A 17,027-nucleotide genomic window follows, 5' to 3' on the forward strand; every position below is an offset into this window, starting at 1 on the left:
CCGCCGTGGAACATCAGGACCGCGGCGACGGCGAGCGCGCGGACGCCGTCGAGCGCGGGTCGATAAGGGTACGAACCTGCCACGCGCCCGGCTACCCCGGTCATCCGGCTTAACACCGCCCGAATGTGCGCTCCGCGGTAGAGCGGGGCCGGTCCGGGTAGACCGGTACCGTGAGCGCCCAGTCATCCACCGCCCCGGTCGCGCCGCCGTCGGCGTGGGCACCGTTGCGCGTCGCCGCCTTCCGCAGTCTGTGGCTGGCTCTGCTGGCCAGCAACATCGGCACCTGGATGCAGACGGTCGGCGCCCAGTGGCTGCTCGTCGAGCAGTCCGGGACCGACACCCTGGTCGCGGTGGTGCAGACCGCCAGCACTCTGCCGATCGTGCTGCTCGCGATGCCGTCGGGCGCGCTGGCCGACACGTTCGACCGGCGCCGGCTGCTCATCGGCGTGCAGGCGTTCCTGGTCGCGGTGGGCGTCCTGCTCACCGTGCTGACGTTCGCCCAGCGGATGCCGCCGACCCTGCTGCTGACGCTGACCTTCGCGCTCGGCGCCGGTCAGGCCCTGACCGCTCCGGCCTGGCAGGCCGTCATCCCGGAACTCGTGCCGCGGCCCCAGCTGGCCTCCGCCTCCGCGCTCGGGGCGATCAGCATGAACCTGGCCCGGGCGGTCGGCCCCGCGGTCGCGGGCGTGCTGATCGCCCGTACCGGTGTCGGTGTGGTCTTCGCGCTCAACACGCTCTCCTTCGTCGTGTTCGCGGTCGTCCTGTGGCGCTGGCGGCCGCCGGCCGCCACGATGGGCACCGCGCCGGAACGGTTCGCCGCCGCCGTCCGCTCCGGCGGCCGTTACGTCCGGCATTCGCCGGTGGTCCGCCGCATCCTGCTGCGCGCGGGCCTGTTCCTGGTCCCCGGCAGTGCCCTGTGGGCCCTGCTCCCCCTGGTCGCCAGCCGTCGCCTGGGGCTCGGCTCCGGCGGGTACGGCGTCCTGCTCGGCGCGGTCGGCGTCGGCGCGGTCGGAGGCGCGCTGCTGCTCCCCCGGTTGCGGGCCCGCTGGTCCCTGAACCGGCTGCTGCTGGTCGCCGGCACGGGTTTCGCCCTGGTCCTCGCCGTCCTCGCGCTGAGCCGCTCCGAGATCGTCGTGGTGGCGGCGCTGCTGCCGGCCGGCGTCGCGTGGGTCATGGTGCTGTCCAGCGTGAACGCCGCGATGCAGCTGTTCCTGCCCAACTGGGTACGCGCCCGCGGCCTGGCGGTCTACCAGATGGTCTTCGCCGGAGCCCAGGCCGCCGGCGCCCTCGCCTGGGGTGCCCTGTCCGACACCTGGGGTCTGGTGCCCGCGCACCTGGCCGCCGCCGTCCTGATGCTGGCCGGCGTGGCGACGCTGCGCTGGTGGCCGATGCGCGACACCACCGGCCTGAACCGCGAGCCCGCTGTGTTCTGGCCCGAGCCGCACCTGGAGCTGGACCCGGACAGCCAGGACGGCCCGGTCCTGGTCACCGCCAGCTACCCGGTGAGCCCTGAACGCGCGGCGGCGTTCGTGGAGGCGATGGAGGCGGTACGCCGCACCCGGCTGCGGACCGGCGCGGTGCGCTGGGGCCTGTTCCGTGACGGGGAACAGCCGGACCGCTACGTCGAGGCGTACCTGGTGCCGAGCTGGGACGAGCACATGCGGCAGCACGGCGGCCGGCTGACCGGGGCCGACCGGGCGGTGGAGGAACGGGCCCAGGCCCTGGCTGACAGCCCGCCGCAGGTGAGCCATCTGCTGTCGGCGCGCTGACCAGCGGCGACGGGCCGCCCGTCCGTCGTTTGCCCGACAATGCTGATTCCGGCATTGAGATCGATCACTGTGTTCGGCCAGAATCGCGACCATGAGTGACGACATCGCAACGGTACGGGAATACGACCTGTTCACCCCGGAAGTGATGGCCGACCACAACGCGTTCCTGCACCGGGTCCGCGCCGAGAGTCCCCTGGCCCGGCTGCCCCAGCTCGACGCCTACCTGCTCACCCGGTACGCGGACGTCAACGCGGCCCTGCGCGACAAACGCATGGACAGCGCCAACATGGCCCAGGTCCTCCAGCGCCTGACCCCCGAGGAACAGGAGGAGCTGGCCCCGGTCCGCCGGTCCATCGAGATGTGGATGGGACACACCGTCCCGGCCGACCACGTCCGCTTCCAGCAGCTGCTCAAGCGCTACTTCACCCCGGCGATGGTCGACCGGCTGCGGCCGCGGGTACGCGCGTTCACCCACGAACTGCTCGACGCCGTCGCGCCCAAGGGGCAGATGGACGTCGTCCGCGATCTCGCGTACCCGTTGCCGGCCAACGTGATCGCCGAGCTGCTCGGGATGCCGACCACCGACCGCGAGCAGCTGCAGGCGTGGTCGCGGGACATCGTGCCGATCTTCGGCCACGGCGACGTGCAGCAGATGCGCCAGGCCCAGCGCAGCATGCTGGAGATGCACGACTACCTGCGGACCATCGCCGCCGAACGCCGTCGCGAACCCCGCGAGGACGTGCTGAGCATGTTCATGGCGGCCGAGGCCGAGGGCCTCGTGACCGAGGACGAGGCGGTCGCCAACTGCGTCCTGCTCCTCTTCGCCGGTCACGAGACCACCGCGAACCTGATCGCCAACGGCCTGGTCCTGCTCTTCGACCACCCCGCACAACTGGCCCAGCTGCGGGCGGACCCCGGGCTCATGCCGTCGGCAGTCGAGGAGATGCTGCGCTGCGACGGCCCGGCCGGGGTGATCGGACGGGTCACCAAGGAGCCCGTCGAGGTGGCCGGGCATCCCGTACCGGCGGGGCGGCACATCTATCTGGCCCTGATGGCGGCCAACCGCGACCCGGAGATCTTCCCCGACCCGGACACCTTCGACATCACCCGCAAGCGCAACCGGCACCTGAGCTTCGGCATGGGCACCTACTACTGCCTGGGTGCGGCCCTGGCCCGGATGGAGACCGACGAGTGCCTGCGGATCCTGCTGGACCGCTGCCCGCAGCTGCGGCCGGCGTACGAGACGCCGGACTGGACGCCGAGCGCACCGTTCGGTCACCGGCTGGAGACGCTCAACGTCCAGTTCTGACCACTGTGGACATGATTCTCGGCAGCCGCAGCGCCAGGGCCGCGGTCACCGCGGCCAGGGCGAAACCACTCCACGGCTGGACCGGCTGCAGAAGGAAGCCGGACAGGGCGAAAACCGCGATGAGTACGGCGTAACCGACGCCGTACCACCGCAGTTGCCGGCTGGTCCGGGCGATGGCGGTACCGAGCACGACCGCCGCGACGATGAGCAGGAACGTGGCGCTCAGTGCGGTGGCGAACAAGGCGGGCCCGTACGCGGTGTCGGCGTTGAGATCCGGCATGCCCGCGACGCCGTCGAGGTGCGCGCGGCCGATACCCGGCTGGACGAAGGCGGCACTGCCGAAGGCCGCGGCCAGGTACACGTTGGCCAGCACGGTCAGCACCAGCCCGGTGAGCGCGGCGCGCGCGGCCCGGCCGTGCACCAGCAGCGCGGTGACAGCGGCGGCACCGAGGATGGCGAGGCCGCTGCCGAGGATGCTGGCGCCCAGGTGACTGACGAGGAACACATCGGTGGTGACGTAGCGGGCGTAGGCGTCGAAGTCGTCGACCGAGGGCTGGTGGGTCATCGCGCTCAGACCCAGCAGCACCCCGTACGCGGGCAGGGCCCACAGTCCGGTTCGTATCCGGGCATCAACAGGCGTAACCGTCATGGCAGTTGCCTCTCTTGGTGAATCAGACCTGGTGGGTGCCGGCGGGCTCCGCGCCGGCCGGGGTGGTGGCGCCTCGACGGCGCAGGGAGAGAGCGCTGATCACGGCTGCCGCGGCGGCGACGCCGGCCGCCCCGAGGAACGCGGCCGAGTAGCCGTCGGTGAGGGCGGCCAGGTCGCCGAGCTCGTCGGCGCCGTGGGCCGCGGCGAGCGCGGTCATCGCGGCCAGGCCCAGGGCGGAGCCGACCTGGTAGCTGGTGTTGACGATGCCGGCGGCCAGCCCGCCCTCCTCGGGCCGGGCCGCCGACAGGGCGGTACCCAGCGACGGGATGAACGCCATGGCCATCCCGAGGGCGGCGACCAGCGACGCGGGCAGCACGTCGATCAGATAGCTGCCGGTCGGCCGGATCAGGGCCAGCCAGGCCAGGCCGGCGGCCAGCACTGCCAGCCCGGTGACCAGAGTGCGGCCGGGGCCGTAGCGGGCGATCATGCGCGGGGCCAGCGCGATCATGCCGATCATGATGAGGACGGTCATCGGCAGCAGCGCGGCGCCGCTGGGGAAGGCCCGGTAGCCGAGGACCTGCTGCAGGTACAGGTTGAGGTAGAACCACATCGGGATCCAGGCCGCGCCGAGCAGCAGCTGGGCGACGTTGGCCGCGGTCAGGTCGCGGTTGGCGAAAATGGCGAGCCGCATCAGCGGTTCGCGCCGCCGGGCCTGGATGAGCACGAAGGCGGCGAGCAGGACCACGGCACCGCCGAGCACCGCCCAGGTCCGGGTGGTGTCCCAGCCGGCTTCCGGCGCGCGGACGATCCCGTAGACGGCGGTGGCCAGACCGGCGGTGACGGTGAGCGCCCCGGCGACGTCGAGGCTGCCGCGGCGGGCGCCGCCGGCGGGCATCAGGGCCGGGGTCGCGACGAGGGCCAGCGCGGCGATCGGGATGTTGAGGTAGAACACCCAGGGCCAGCTCAGGTACTCGGTGATGACCCCGCCGAGAAACACTCCGGCGGTGCCGCCGGCCGGCGCGGCCGCGCCGTACAGCGCGAGCGCCCTGGTGAGCTCGGCTGGCTTCTCCCCGAAGAGCATCATCAGCAGCGTGAGCGCCGACGGGGCGATCAGTGCGGCGCCGGCTCCCTGGGCGGCACGGGCGGCCAGCTCCACCCCGACCGTGCCGGCCAGGCCCGCGACGGCGGATCCGGCCAGCAGGATCAGCCAGCCGGCGGCGAAGACCCGACGGGCTCCGAGCAGGTCGGACAGCCGGCCGCCGAGCAGCAGCAGCCCACCGAAGGCCACGACGTAGGCGTTGAAGACCCAGGACAGGCCGCCGGGTGAGAAGCCGAGATCCTCGCGCATGCGCGGTAGGGCCACGCCGATGATCGAGGTATCCATGATGACCATGAACTGGGCGAGCGCGATGAGTCCGAGAGCCCACCACCGCTTGGCGCTGTGCACCATGACGTTCACTCCTTCCGTACCCCCAGGGGGTATGCCGTTGTCCTTAAAAGATTTACCCCCAGGGGGTATTCGAGTCAAGGCTTGCCGGAGAACGACGTGTTCGTCACATCAGGGCGCCCGGAAAGCACGACGGGTGAGCCGGCTCCACGTGGAGCCGGCTCACCCGGGTAAGGCTCCGCGTGCGGCGGAGTCCGGTGAGGACGGTTGTCAGGCGGCCTGGTGGGCGCCGGCGAAGCGGCGCAGGCGCAGGCTGTTGGCCACCACGAACACCGAGGAGAACGCCATCGCGGCGCCGGCGATCATCGGGTTGAGCAGACCGGCCGCGGCCAGCGGCAGCGCTGCGACGTTGTAGGCGAACGCCCAGAACAGGTTGCTCTTGATGATCCGCAGGGTGCGCCGGGACAGCCGGATCGCGTCGACCGCGGCCAGCAGGTCACCGCGGACCAGGGTGAGGTCGGACGCCTCGATGGCCACGTCGGTGCCGGTCCCCATGGCCAGGCCCAGGTCGGCCTGGGCCAGGGCGGCGGCGTCGTTGACGCCGTCGCCGACCATCGCGACCACCTTGCCCTCGGCCTGCAGCCGTTTGACCACGTCGACCTTGTCGGCCGGGAGCACCTCGGCGACGACCTCGGTGATGCCGACCTCGGCGGCCACCGCCCGGGCCACGGTCGTGTTGTCGCCGGTCAGCAGCACCGGCGTCAGACCCAGCGCGCGCAGGGCGGCGACGGCCTGCCGGCTGGTCGGTTTGACGGCGTCCGCGACCGCGAGGACGGCGCGGGCCCGGCCGTCCCAGCCGGCCACGATCGCGGTACGCCCGGCGGCCTCAGCATCGGCGGCGGCCTGCTTGAGGCCGGCCGGGACGTCGAGTCCTTCCCGCTCCAGCAGCCGCAGCCGCCCGACCAGGATCTCGGTGTCGTCCACGGTGCCGCGTACGCCGAGTCCTTCGAGGTTGGCGAAGCCGGCCACGGCCGGCAGCACGCCGGCCCGGTCGGTGGCGGCCGCGGCGACGGCCTGGGCGATCGGGTGCTCGGACGCGGCCTCGAGCGCCCCGGCCCGGCGCAGCACCTCGTCGGCGTCGACCCCGTCACCGGGGACGACGTCGAGCAGGGTCATCCGGCCGGTGGTCACGGTGCCGGTCTTGTCCAGTACGACCGTGTCCACCGTACGGGTCGACTCGAGCACCTCCGGCCCCTTGATCAGGATGCCGAGCTGGGCGCCGCGGCCCGTGCCGACCAGCAGCGCGGTCGGAGTGGCCAGGCCCAGCGCACAGGGGCACGCGATGATGAGCACGGACACGGCGGCGGTGAACGCGGCGGTCCAGCCGCTGCCGGTGCCGACCCACCAGCCCAGCGTGGCGGTGGCGAGGGCGATGACGATCGGCACGAAGACCCCGGAGATGCGGTCGGCGAGGCGCTGGACCGCGGCCTTGCCGGTCTGGGCCTGCTCGACCAGCGTCGCCATCTGCGCGAGCTGGGTGTCCGCGCCGATGCGGGTGGCCCGCACGACCAGCCGGCCGCCGGCGTTGACCGTCGCGCCGACCACGGTGTCCCCGACACCGACCTCCACCGGTACGGACTCACCGGTGAGCATGCTGGCGTCGACCGCCGAGACGCCGTCCTCGACGACGCCGTCGGTGGCGACCTTCTCCCCCGGCCGCACCACGAAGCGGTCCCCCACCACGAGCCGGCCGACGGGGATGCGGGTCTCGACGCCGTCACGCAGCACGGCGACGTCCTTCGCGCCGAGCTCCATGAGCGCCCGCAGGGCGGCGCCGGCGCGGCGCTTGGAGCGGGCCTCGAAGTACCGGCCGGCGAGGATGAAGGTGGTGACCCCGGCGGCCGCCTCGAGATAGATGTTGCCGGCGCCGTCGCCGCGGGTGACGGCGAAGCTGAACGGGTGGACCATGCCGGGCATGCCGGCGGTGCCGAAGAACAGCGCCCACAGCGACCAGCCGAACGCCGCCAGGGTGCCCAGCGAGATGAGCGTGTCCATGGTGGCGGCGCCGTGCCGCAGGTTGGTCCACGCCGCCTTGTGGAACGGCAGCCCGCCGTAGACGACGACCGGCGCGGCCAGCGTCAGCGACAGCCACTGCCAGTACGTGAACTGCAGCGCCGGGATCATCGCCAGGGCGATCACCGGCACGCTCAGGACGATCGACGTCCACAGCCGGGTCCGCAGCCCGCGCAGCTCATCGGCCGGCTGCGCCTGTTCCGCCGGGTCGTCCTCCGTACGCGGCGGGGGCGGCACCTCGGCGGTGTAGCCGGTCTTCTCCACCGTGGCGATCAGGTCGCCGGGGGTGAAGGCGTCCGGGAACGTGACGGAGGCCTTCTCGGTGGCGTAGTTGACCGTGGCGGTCACACCGTCCATGCGGTTGAGCTTCTTCTCGATCCGCGACGCGCAGGAGGCACAGGTCATGCCACCGATCGACAGCTCGATCCGGTTCGGTGCCGTCAGCAGCGGCTCGGCGCCTGATGCCATGGCTGCTCTCCTCACTCGTGGCTGTGGTCGGTGGCGGACGGTGTCGCCGCGGGCGTGCCCGCCGTCGCGGTGAACTCGGCGGTGCGCACCTTGCCGGCGTGCTGGAAGTCCAGGTACAGCCGGTAGCTGCCGTTCGACGGAACTTCAGCGTAGAAGGTGACCTGCGGCCCGGCAGCGGTCTTGCCGTCGCCCGGGGCACCGTCGGGGTGGACGTGCAGGTAGGCGAGGTCGCCGGCCCGCAGAGCCACCAGATGCCCGTACGCCCCCAGGTACGGCTGGAGGTCGGTGACCGGCGCGCCGCCCTTGGCGACCGACAGCGTCAGCTTGGACGACGCGCCTGGAACCAGGTCGCCCTCGAGGGTGACGGTGTAACCGTCGACGGTGGCCGTCCGCGAGGCCCCGGGCAGGGCCCGTGGCCGGTAGTCGCCCGGCGCCGGCACGTCGGCGCCCAGCGTCAGGCCTTCCGCGTGCCCCGCGGGCTCGAAGTCGGCGAAGACCCGGTATTGCCCCGCGGCGGGGACTGCCAGCGGGAGCGACCAGGTGCCGTCCGCGGCGAGAGCGGGGTGGACGTGCTGGAAGCCGGACAGGTCCCGGCGTACCACGATCAGGTGCAGGTCCTTGTCGTGGCTCGTGGTGTACGCGGTGACGGGCGCGCCGTCGGGTCCGGCGATCCGGAAGGCGAACGGCGTCGGCTTGCCGACGGCCAGGGCCGGCGAGAGCGGCTGGAGCTGATAGCCGTCCTGGCTGATCTGCAGGCCGGCGGGCACATGCTCGGCCGGGCCGTCCGCCGCGGCGGCACTGTCGTGACCGCCGTCGCCGTGGGCCGTCGTGGTGGTGACCGCGCTGTCGGCGGGACCGGCCAGGTTGCCGAGGCCCAGCGCCGCGGAGAACACGACAGCCAGGCCGAGCGCGAAGGACCCGAGCTTGAGGGGAGTGCCCATCGCTACCTCACCACCTCGTAGCCCGCTTCGTCGACAGCCGCGGTGACGGCGTCGTCGTCGGCGGGCTGGTCACTGGTGACCGTGACCGCGCCGGTGGCCAGGTCGACCCGCACGTCGGTGACGCCGGGGAGCCGGCCGACCTCGGCGCTGACCGCGCCGACGCAGTGCGAGCAGGTCATTCCGGTCACGGTGTAGGTCTTCGTCGTCGTCATACCCTCACCCTACCCATACCCCCCAAGGGTATCAAGCGGCCGGCAGAGTGACGCCCGGCACGGCCGGGCACCCGCCCAGGTGCCCGGTCGGCCGACGGCCCTACAGCCGGCCGAGGATCGACCGCATCGTGGCGATCTCAGCCTGCTGATCAGCGACGATCTTCTTCGCCAGGGTCTTGGCGTCGGTGTTCGAGCCGTCCCTCAACTCGTTCTGCGCCATGGTCACGGCGCCCTCGTGGTGGGCGATCATCATGGTGAGGAACTGCTTGTCGAAGGCGGCACCCCGGGCGGCCGCCAGCTTCTTCAGATCGGCGGCCGACATGGCGCCCGGCATCGCGCCGTGCCCCATGGCCGGCATGGCCATGCCCGGCTCCGGGGCCGGGCGGCCCCACGCGCCGAGCCAGCCGGTCATCGTGCTGATCTCCGGCTGCTGAGCGGCCTTGATCGTGGCCGCCAGGGCCTTCACCTCGGCGTCCGCGGCGCGCGTGGCGGCCAGGTCGGCCATGTCGACGGCCCCACGGTGGTGCACCGTCATCATCTGGGCGAACATCACGTCGCCGTCGTTGAACGCCGCGGCGCCGGCCGGCGCGCTCGCCGTGGGGACCGCGGCACTCGCGACCGGGGCCGAGCCGTGGTCCATGCCGGAACCAGCCATGTCGTCACCGCAGGCGGACAACGCCAGCAGCGCGGTGGCGGTCGCGCCCGCGAGCAGGGCACGACGCGGCCGGACAGAATGCTTCAACACAAGAGGGCCTTTCGGTATCGGTGAACGTGCAACGAGGACAGGGCGCTGCCCACCCCGGGTCAGGGGGGTGGGCGACGCGGCGTCCTATATGCGCAACACCGACACTGCGGCCACGGCCAGTCCGGCGGATCTGACCGGCGGGCCCCGGGGCACGACAGCCCACGGATCCGCCACCGAAGCCGCACGCTCCCGCCGGCGCGACGGCGCCACCAGCATCGCGAGCAGGACCAGCGTCGCGACGGCCCCGAGCACGGCGAGGCACACGCTCCAGCCGGCCATCCCCCCGTGCGGCGCCGACCCCGGACCGTGCGCACAGCCACCGTCACACCCGCCGGCACCGGCGGGTTCGGCCCAGCTTGCGCCCGGCACGGCGGCGGGCTCGGCCCAGATCGCACCCGGCACGGCCACGGCCATCGCGTCCGGGTGGTGACCGGCGGCGTCCAGGTGCATGCCGGCGTGGCCGATCGTGTGCATCGCGGCCAGGCCGAACAGGGTGCAGGCGAGCAGGAGCCACCGGACGGATCGCCCGGTCGGTCCTGCTTCATCGCGCGGCACGGGCTCCAAGTTAGCGCGCCGCCTTACCGGCCACCCCGCCGGGCGCAGACCGGCCAGCGCGAGCGCGGCCGGCCGGCCGGCAGCGGCCTTCGACGGCAGGTCCCGGCCGCGGTAGGGCCTGTTCCGCCACTACTGGGTGTTGATCAAGCTGCTGATACCGGCGTGCTGCTGCCCTCCATGGGCACGCTCACCGCCCTGGCCTCCCGAGCCCGGGCGGCGACCGCTGGCAGCACCGGGCCGCCGGTCTGGCCGACCCGTCCCCGGTGCTGCACAGCGCGGCCGCCGTCGTGCTTCCGCTGACAGCCACGGTGCTGTCGATCTACAAGCCGCGTGGCCTGACCGGCGTCGATGTACTGCGACTTCAGATTTCCGGGCCGGGCGCCACGGGCGACGCAGCCCGGCCCGCGCGCGGGTCACGCCCGCCGGCCGGGCGTGAGCCGCACCCGGCGCAACAGCTGGGCGTTGAGCGCCACGACGATGGTGGACGCCGACATGAGCACAGCACCGACCGCCGGGCTGAGCGTGAACCCGGCCCAGGCCAGGACGCCCGCGGCGAGCGGGATCGCGATGACGTTGTAGCCGGCGGCCCAGGCCAGGTTCTGCACCATCTTGCGGTAGGACGCCCGGGACAGCCGGATCACCCCGGTCACCCCGCGCGGGTCGGACGAGGCGAGCACCACCCCGGCCGACTCGATGGCGACGTCCGTGCCGGCCCCGATTGCGATGCCGACGTCGGCGCGGGCCAGGGCTGGCGCGTCGTTGACGCCGTCGCCGACCATCGCCACGGTCAGGCCCCGGCCCTGCAGCTCGGCGACCGCGTGGTCCTTGTCGGCCGGCAGCACCTCGGCGAAGACCTCGTCGAGGCCGGGCCGGAATCCCAGGTCGGCCGCGACCGCCTCGGCCACCGGGCGGGCATCCCCGGTGATCATCACGATCTTCCGCACGCCCTGCGCTCGCAGGTCGGCGATGGCCTCGCGAGCCTCGGACCGGACCTCGTCCTCCAGCGCGAACGCGCCCAGCACCTGCGGAGCGCCGTCCACGGGCAACCGCAGCAGATGCAGGACCGCGGCGCCGCGCCGCGACCATTCCTCAGCGGTACGGCGCAACCCGGCGGGCACCTCGACGTCCAGCTCACGCAGCAGGGACGGTCCCCCCACGGCGTACACGGTGTCGTCGACGACGGCTCGCACCCCGCGGCCGGTCAGCGAGCGGAAATCCCGGGCCGACACGCGCGGTCCGCGCTGGTCGGCGACGGCGACGATCGCCCGGGCCAGCGGATGCTCACTGTCCGCCTCGACCGCGCCGGCCAGACGCAGCACGCCGGCCTCGGTCTCACCCCCCGCGACGGCAATGCCCGTGACGGTGTGGGCCCCCTTGGTCAGGGTCCCGGTCTTGTCGAACAGCACGGCGTCGACGGTGCGCATCCGCTCCAGCGCCAACCGGTCCTTGACCAGGATGCCGGCCCGCGCCGACACGGCCGTGGACAACGCGATCACCAGCGGAATGGCCAGGCCGAGCGCGTGCGGGCACGCGATGACCAGAACCGTCACGGTACGGACCACAGCCCCGTCCACATCACCCAGCAGCCACCACACCACGAACGTGAGCGCCGCCGCGGCCGTGGCGATGAAGAACAGCATCGCGGCGAACCGGTCGGCCAGCACCTGCGCACGACCGTTGGAGGCCTGCGCCTGCGCGACGAGACGCCCGATGCCGGCCAGCGCCGTGTCCTCACCGATCGCGTCGACCCGTACCCGGAGAGCGGAGTCCGTCGCGACCGTGCCGGCCACGACCCGGTCGCCGGCCGCCCGGGCGACCGGGCGGCTCTCCCCCGTGATCATGGACTCGTCGAGCTCAGCCGACCCCTCGACGATGCGGCCGTCGGCCGGAACGCGCGCGCCGGAACGCACCAGCACGGTGTCGCCCACCCGCAGGTCACCGACCGGCACCCGGTCGACGTCGCCGGAGGCGGTGATCCGCTCGGCGTCGTCGGGCAGCAGCGCGGCCAGGGCGGCCAGCGCGCCCTGGGCCTGGCCGATCGCCTTCATCTCCTGCCAGTGCCCCAGCAGCATGATGGTCACCAGGGCGGCGAGCTCCCACCAGAAGTCCAGCTCGAACACCCCGAAGCTGGTGGCCAGCGAAGCGACGTAGGCGACCGTGATGGCCATCGAGATGAGCACCATCATGCCGGGAGCCCGATCCCGAACCTCGCCGACGGCGCCGGCCAGGAAAGGCCACCCGCCGTAGCCGAAAACGAACGTGCCGAGGGCCGGGCCGACCAGGCTCATCCCGGGAAAGTCCAGGGAGTAGCCGAACCAGTCCATCACCATGTGACTGGTGAGCACGATCGGCAGGGTGAGCACGAGACTCAGCCAGAACTTGCGCCGGAACATCTCGGGGTCGTGGCCGGCGTGCTTGTCATGCCCCTGATGCGCGCCGTGGTTGGCGTCATGGCCTTGACCGCCGTGGCCTTCGCCGTGGTTGCTGCCGTGATGGTGCTCGTGGACGGCCGGGGCTGTGCCCTGGGGCCGGCCCACACTGTCTACAGAATTCATCGTGGCCACCTCCTGGGGTCAACTTATACCCCCCGGGGGTACCTGACAAGGTCTGTCGGGTCACAGGCGGGGGCGGCGCGGGCGTGCCGATTCATCCCGCACGGACATCTACAGCCACCGCTCGCGGACAGCCCCGCGTCGCGGACAGCCCCGCGTCGCGGACAGGCTCCGCGTCGCGGCCAAGCGCCACGTCGCGGGCCAGACGCCACGTCGCGGCCAAGCGCCACGTCGCGGCCAAGCGCCACGTCGCGGCCAAGCGCCACGTCGCGGCCAAGCTCCGCGTCGCGGCCAGACGCCATGACGTGGCCAGACGCTACGTCCCGGCCAGACGCCACGTCCCGGCCAGGCTCCGCGTCGCGGGCAGGCGCCACGTCCCGGCCAGGCTCCGCGTCGCGGGCAGGCGCGGGTGGACGCGCCGGACCACATACCAGGCATCGCGGAAGTCCGGTGTCGGATCACCGAGCGCCGCCGCGGCGCAGACGGCCCCTGCTCGCGCAAGGACTGCGCCACGGAGGTGAGCCTGTGCTCCGGGGAAGCGCCGAGTCGTCCCAGCCGCTGACCCCGTCCTCTCGTGGGCGGACAATCTCCATCGTGACGGTGGTGTCGTCCCTCGGCTTCCTGCTGGGTCCCGTCCACGTCGGCCTGTGGGCGTCAGCGGCCGGCTTGCGCGGCGCGATGCTCCCGGTGGCGGCCCTCGGTGCTGTCCTGGCTGCGCTGGCCCTGCTCCTGCTGGCGTTGAGCCGATATGTGGTGACACCACAGCCCGCCGTGCGGCCGAACGATCCAGTCCGACGCACCTGACCCTCAGCGCCAGGACCGGAAGGTTCCCGATCCTCCGGCTCTGGACCAGATCACGGCCACTTCCCGGCCTCTGCGAGTCGTAGGCGACAGCAGACCTGCCGGCTGCCGGCCCACAGCGGAAGGGCCAGGACGATTCGCCACCTCAGGCTCACCCCAGCAACAGCAAGACCACCTGCACCTGAACTGCAGCGTCAGAACCAGGACCGACCCCCTCCGGCTCACCCCAGCATGAGCTGGTACACCTGCACCTGAATCGCAGCCGCAGAACCGACCCCCTGCGGCTCACCTCAGCATGAGCTGGCCGACCCGCCCCTGAATCCCAGCGGTAGCAACAGAAATAGTCACCCGCTGACTCTCAGCGGGTAGCGGTGGCCAGGAACATCGGGACGGCGAGCAGCAACCGGCCCGCAGCGGCACGCCGAGTCTGCTCACCGACCCATCCCTCAGCCTCCTCGTCGCTGATGGCTCCCGTGTGGCAAGCTGCCGCCGCATGGCCGGCGAGCAGCGGCAAAGTTGAGGCGTCGGTGAACACCATCGTGTGCACCTCAAGCTCAACGTCCCGGAAACCCGCGTCCGACAACAGATTGCGGTAAGCGCGGGCGATTCGCGGATGGCGGATGGTGTCCGCCCGGGCGTGCACGATCCGGCGGGTCAGGGCGCCCTGGTCAGAGTCGATCACCATCGTGTCCCAGTCCTGGCCGAGCAGCACGATGCGACCGCCGGGAGCGAGGACCCGGCGGGCCTCGACAAGCGCGGCGGCCGGAGAGGGCAGCACGTGGTAGACCTTGTCCGCCCGGTAACCCCGCACTTCGCCCTCACCCAGCGGCAGGTCGGCCGCGTCGACGGTGCGCAGGTCGAGCTCCGGGAAGCGGTCGCGGGCCGCAGCCAGCATGACGGGATCGAGATCCACGCCGATGGCCCGGGCGCCGCGGCCCGCGAGCTCGGCGACCGCGCGGCCGGTGCCGCAGCCTACGTCGATCACCGTGGCGCCTGTGGACAACCGCAGCAGTTCATAGCTGCGCGCGCGTAACGTGACGGCGCCGGGAGTGTTCTCGGCAGCGTCGAGTGCTCGGATCAGAGTTTCGACGTCCGTGTGGGCGCTGTGCGTCTCGGGCATGCAGCCGAGTCTGCGACTTCAGGCCGACCTGAAGTCAACCTGGCCTGCAGCCAACCTGGCCTGCAGCCAACCCGGGCTACAGGCCGAGCCGGCCTAAAGCCAACCTGGCCTGCAGCCAGCCCCGGCTGCAGCCAACCCGGCCTACAGCCAACCCCGGCTGCAGCCAACCCGGCCTACAGCCAACCCCGGCTTGCAGCCACCCGGGCTGCAGCCAACCCGGCTTGCAGCCAAACCCGGCTACAACGAACCTGGGCTGCAGCCAACCCCGGGCCTGCAACCAACCCCGGCTGCAACCGACCCGGCTGCAGCCAACCCCGGCTGCAGCCAACCCGGCCTGGAGTCAAGAAAACGGGAGGGAATGATCGATGGAGTATTCGATCGGCGAGCTGGCGGACCGCTTCGGGCTGGCCACGCACGTGCTACGCCACTGGGAGGACATGGAGCTGCTGACACCCGCGCGGCGGGTCGCGGGCCGGCGGGTCTACAGCACCGCGCACGTGACCCGGGTTGCGGAGATTCTCCTCGGCAAGGACGCGGGCTTCAGCCTGGAGCAGCTCCGCGAGTTGTTCACGGCCCCGGACCGCACGCGGCGGCGCGAGGTGCTGCGCAGCCGGCTCAACCAGGTGCGTGAGCGCATCGCCCGGCTCACGGTGTCGGCGACATTGCTCGAGCATGGCTTGCGGTGCCGGCACCAGGACTACCAGGCGTGCCCGCGCTTCCAGGCGATGGTGCTCGCCCGGGTGGACGGGGTGGATCTGGCCGAGGCCCTGGACCACCACTGACGTCCGACCCGGGCGGCGCATCCCTCAGTTCAGGTGGCGGGCGAAGAACCGCAGCGCGCTGTCCTGCTCGAACGAGGGCACGTCCCCGTGCCCGCCGGGATTGGCGTGCAGCGTCTTCTCGGCGGAGGCGAAGAGCTCGAACAGCGCCAGGCTCGCCGCCCGCGGCACCAACTGGTCGTCCCACTGCACCAGGAACTCCACCGGCACGGTGACTCGCGCGGCGGCCTCGGCCGATGTCCCCGCCCCGTTCAGGCCCAGCACCGCGGCCCGGACGCGCGGCTCGGCGGCGACGAACGGAACGCCCAGCCCGCACCCCAGCGACACTCCCCAGTACCCGACCGGTCCCGCGCCGACCTGGTCGAGCTTCTGCAGGGCGTCGACAACCGCCCGCCATTCCGGTACGGCCTGCCCGGCAATGAGACTGTGCAGCGAAGCGACCACCGGGGTGACTTCTCCGCCGGCCTGCAAGCGGGTGCGCAGTTCGCCGATGATCCGGTCCTGTTCCGCACTCCGCGGCCGGTCACCGTGACCGGGCGCGTCGAGGGCCGCTACCGCGAAGCCACCCTCTTCGACGAAACGACGGGCCAGTCCCACGATGCCGGGCGCTTGCTTGTGCTGACCGCCGCCGTGACCCATCAGGATCAGCGGACGGTTCCCGGTGGCGTGCTCCGGTGTCCACAGGACGCCCGGGATCTCACCGGAGGTGAAGGTGAGCGTGAAGAGCTGTTCGGTGACGCCGTCCGACGACGTCCGCGAGGTGAAGCGCATGAGGTGTGAAGCCTTTCAGGATGCCTTTTGCGGGCACTCCCTCGGATCCAGCGAGCTGGATCCAGCAAGCTAGATCCTGCGAAGGAGGGAGCCCCGACCTGTCACAGCGTTGATCGGTCTCACCTCCTCAGGTCACATCAGCGGCGCTGAACGTATCACCGTCGACGATCTGCCGCGCGCCCGGACCGGTGGCGGGTGTGCCGAACGCCGTGCGGTACTGCTCCGGGCTGACGCCCCGTACGGCCCGGAAGTGCCGCCGTAAGGTGTCCGGGCTGCCCAGTCCGCACCGCCGCGCGACGGCGGCGATCGTGGCCCCGTCGCGTTCCAGCATCTGCTCGGCCAGGCGGACCCGTTGCGTCCGGACCCAGGCGGCCGGGCTGGAGCCGGTGGCGGCCGCGAAGTGCCGGGCGAAGGTTCGCGGTGACATCGCCGCCCGGGCGGCCAGCGCACCCACGGACAGGTCCGCGTCCGGGTGCGCGGCGGCCCACTCCAGCAGGTCGGCGAGGGTACGCGAGCCCGGCAGCCGCGGGGCGCTCACCGGCGTACGGGTGAACTGCGACTGCCCACCGCTGCGATGGGCCGGCACGACCAGCTCGCGCGCGACCCGGTTGGCGATGTCGGCGCCGTGGTCGGCGCGGATCAGGTGCAGGCACAGGTCGATCGCGGCGGACGCCCCGGCGCTGGTCGCGATCGGCCCGTCGACCACGTAGATGCTGTCCGGGTCGACGGTCGTGCCGGGGTGACGGGCGGCGAGGTCGTCGGCGTACCCCCAGTGGGTGGTGGCTCGGCGCCCTTCGAGCAGGCCGGCCTGGCCGAGCACGAACGCCCCCGTGCAGACCGCGGCCAGCCGGGCGCCGCGGGCGGCGGCCCGGCGCAGCGCCGCCAGGAGCGCGGGC

At 72.5% G+C, this 17,027-nt stretch carries 15 protein-coding genes; 4 read left to right on the forward strand and 11 right to left on the reverse strand.

Annotated features, from left to right (window positions below; genetic code table 11):
• Positions 1-170 precede the first annotated feature (170 nt).
• Both ACWEOZ_RS33430 and ACWEOZ_RS33435 read left to right on the forward strand, forming a co-directional pair.
• Entirely contained in the window at positions 171-1,769 is a 1,599-nt protein-coding gene (locus tag ACWEOZ_RS33430) for an MFS transporter (RefSeq protein ID WP_451914669.1), read from the forward strand.
• A 91-nt stretch (positions 1,770-1,860) separates the two neighbouring features.
• On the forward strand, positions 1,861-3,078 hold the full coding sequence (locus ACWEOZ_RS33435) for a cytochrome P450 (RefSeq protein ID WP_451914670.1): 1,218 nt from the start codon (positions 1,861-1,863) through the stop codon (positions 3,076-3,078).
• On the opposite strand, the gene ACWEOZ_RS33440 is transcribed toward ACWEOZ_RS33435, so the two are convergent.
• The 8 genes from ACWEOZ_RS33440 to ACWEOZ_RS33475 all read right to left on the reverse strand — a co-directional run bounded on the left by ACWEOZ_RS33440 (position 3,062) and on the right by ACWEOZ_RS33475 (position 12,663).
• Positions 3,062-3,727 (reverse strand): hypothetical protein, encoded by a 666-nt coding sequence (locus ACWEOZ_RS33440; protein ID WP_451914671.1) that lies wholly within the window; start codon positions 3,725-3,727, stop codon positions 3,062-3,064. The two genes, ACWEOZ_RS33435 and ACWEOZ_RS33440, sit on opposite strands and share 17 nt — an antisense overlap.
• Before the next feature lie 22 nt (positions 3,728-3,749).
• Positions 3,750-5,177, reverse strand: coding sequence for an MFS transporter (locus ACWEOZ_RS33445; protein WP_451914672.1), 1,428 nt, complete (start codon positions 5,175-5,177; stop codon positions 3,750-3,752).
• A 207-nt stretch (positions 5,178-5,384) separates the two neighbouring features.
• Positions 5,385-7,655, reverse strand: coding sequence for a heavy metal translocating P-type ATPase (locus ACWEOZ_RS33450; RefSeq protein WP_451914673.1), 2,271 nt, complete (start codon positions 7,653-7,655; stop codon positions 5,385-5,387).
• An 11-nt stretch (positions 7,656-7,666) separates the two neighbouring features.
• Positions 7,667-8,596 carry a hypothetical protein gene (locus tag ACWEOZ_RS33455; protein WP_451914674.1) on the reverse strand — a complete coding sequence of 310 codons (930 nt, stop codon included), beginning with the start codon at positions 8,594-8,596 and terminating at the stop codon, positions 7,667-7,669.
• Positions 8,597-8,598: 2 nt separating this feature from the next.
• Positions 8,599-8,808, reverse strand: a complete 210-nt coding sequence (locus ACWEOZ_RS33460; RefSeq protein ID WP_451914675.1) for a heavy-metal-associated domain-containing protein — start codon at positions 8,806-8,808, stop codon at positions 8,599-8,601.
• Positions 8,809-8,908: 100 nt separating this feature from the next.
• Positions 8,909-9,553 (reverse strand): DUF305 domain-containing protein, encoded by a 645-nt coding sequence (locus ACWEOZ_RS33465; RefSeq protein WP_451914676.1) that lies wholly within the window; start codon positions 9,551-9,553, stop codon positions 8,909-8,911.
• 84 nt (positions 9,554-9,637) lie between these two features.
• Positions 9,638-10,108: a DUF6153 family protein gene (locus tag ACWEOZ_RS33470; RefSeq protein WP_451914677.1), complete on the reverse strand. Its 471-nt coding sequence runs from the start codon at positions 10,106-10,108 to the stop codon at positions 9,638-9,640.
• A 413-nt stretch (positions 10,109-10,521) separates the two neighbouring features.
• Entirely contained in the window at positions 10,522-12,663 is a 2,142-nt protein-coding gene (locus ACWEOZ_RS33475) for a heavy metal translocating P-type ATPase (protein WP_451914678.1), read from the reverse strand.
• Between the two features lie 591 nt (positions 12,664-13,254).
• Here ACWEOZ_RS33475 and ACWEOZ_RS33480 point away from each other — a divergent pair.
• Positions 13,255-13,464 carry a hypothetical protein gene (locus tag ACWEOZ_RS33480; RefSeq protein WP_451914679.1) on the forward strand — a complete coding sequence of 70 codons (210 nt, stop codon included), beginning with the start codon at positions 13,255-13,257 and terminating at the stop codon, positions 13,462-13,464.
• 355 nt (positions 13,465-13,819) lie between these two features.
• On the opposite strand, the gene ACWEOZ_RS33485 is transcribed toward ACWEOZ_RS33480, so the two are convergent.
• Positions 13,820-14,581, reverse strand: coding sequence for a methyltransferase domain-containing protein (locus ACWEOZ_RS33485; protein ID WP_451914680.1), 762 nt, complete (start codon positions 14,579-14,581; stop codon positions 13,820-13,822).
• A gap of 365 nt (positions 14,582-14,946) precedes the next feature.
• Here ACWEOZ_RS33485 and ACWEOZ_RS33490 point away from each other — a divergent pair, with 365 nt between their 5' ends.
• Positions 14,947-15,363 carry a MerR family transcriptional regulator gene (locus ACWEOZ_RS33490; RefSeq protein WP_451914681.1) on the forward strand — a complete coding sequence of 139 codons (417 nt, stop codon included), beginning with the start codon at positions 14,947-14,949 and terminating at the stop codon, positions 15,361-15,363.
• A 24-nt stretch (positions 15,364-15,387) separates the two neighbouring features.
• On the opposite strand, the gene ACWEOZ_RS33495 is transcribed toward ACWEOZ_RS33490, so the two are convergent.
• Both ACWEOZ_RS33495 and ACWEOZ_RS33500 read right to left on the reverse strand, forming a co-directional pair.
• On the reverse strand, positions 15,388-16,131 hold the full coding sequence (locus ACWEOZ_RS33495) for an alpha/beta hydrolase (RefSeq protein WP_451914682.1): 744 nt from the start codon (positions 16,129-16,131) through the stop codon (positions 15,388-15,390).
• Between the two features lie 127 nt (positions 16,132-16,258).
• A partial coding sequence (locus ACWEOZ_RS33500) for a GlxA family transcriptional regulator (RefSeq protein ID WP_451914683.1) occupies positions 16,259-17,027 on the reverse strand: 769 nt, incomplete at its 5' end.

Source organism: Actinoplanes sp. NPDC004185, from assembly GCF_053603475.1.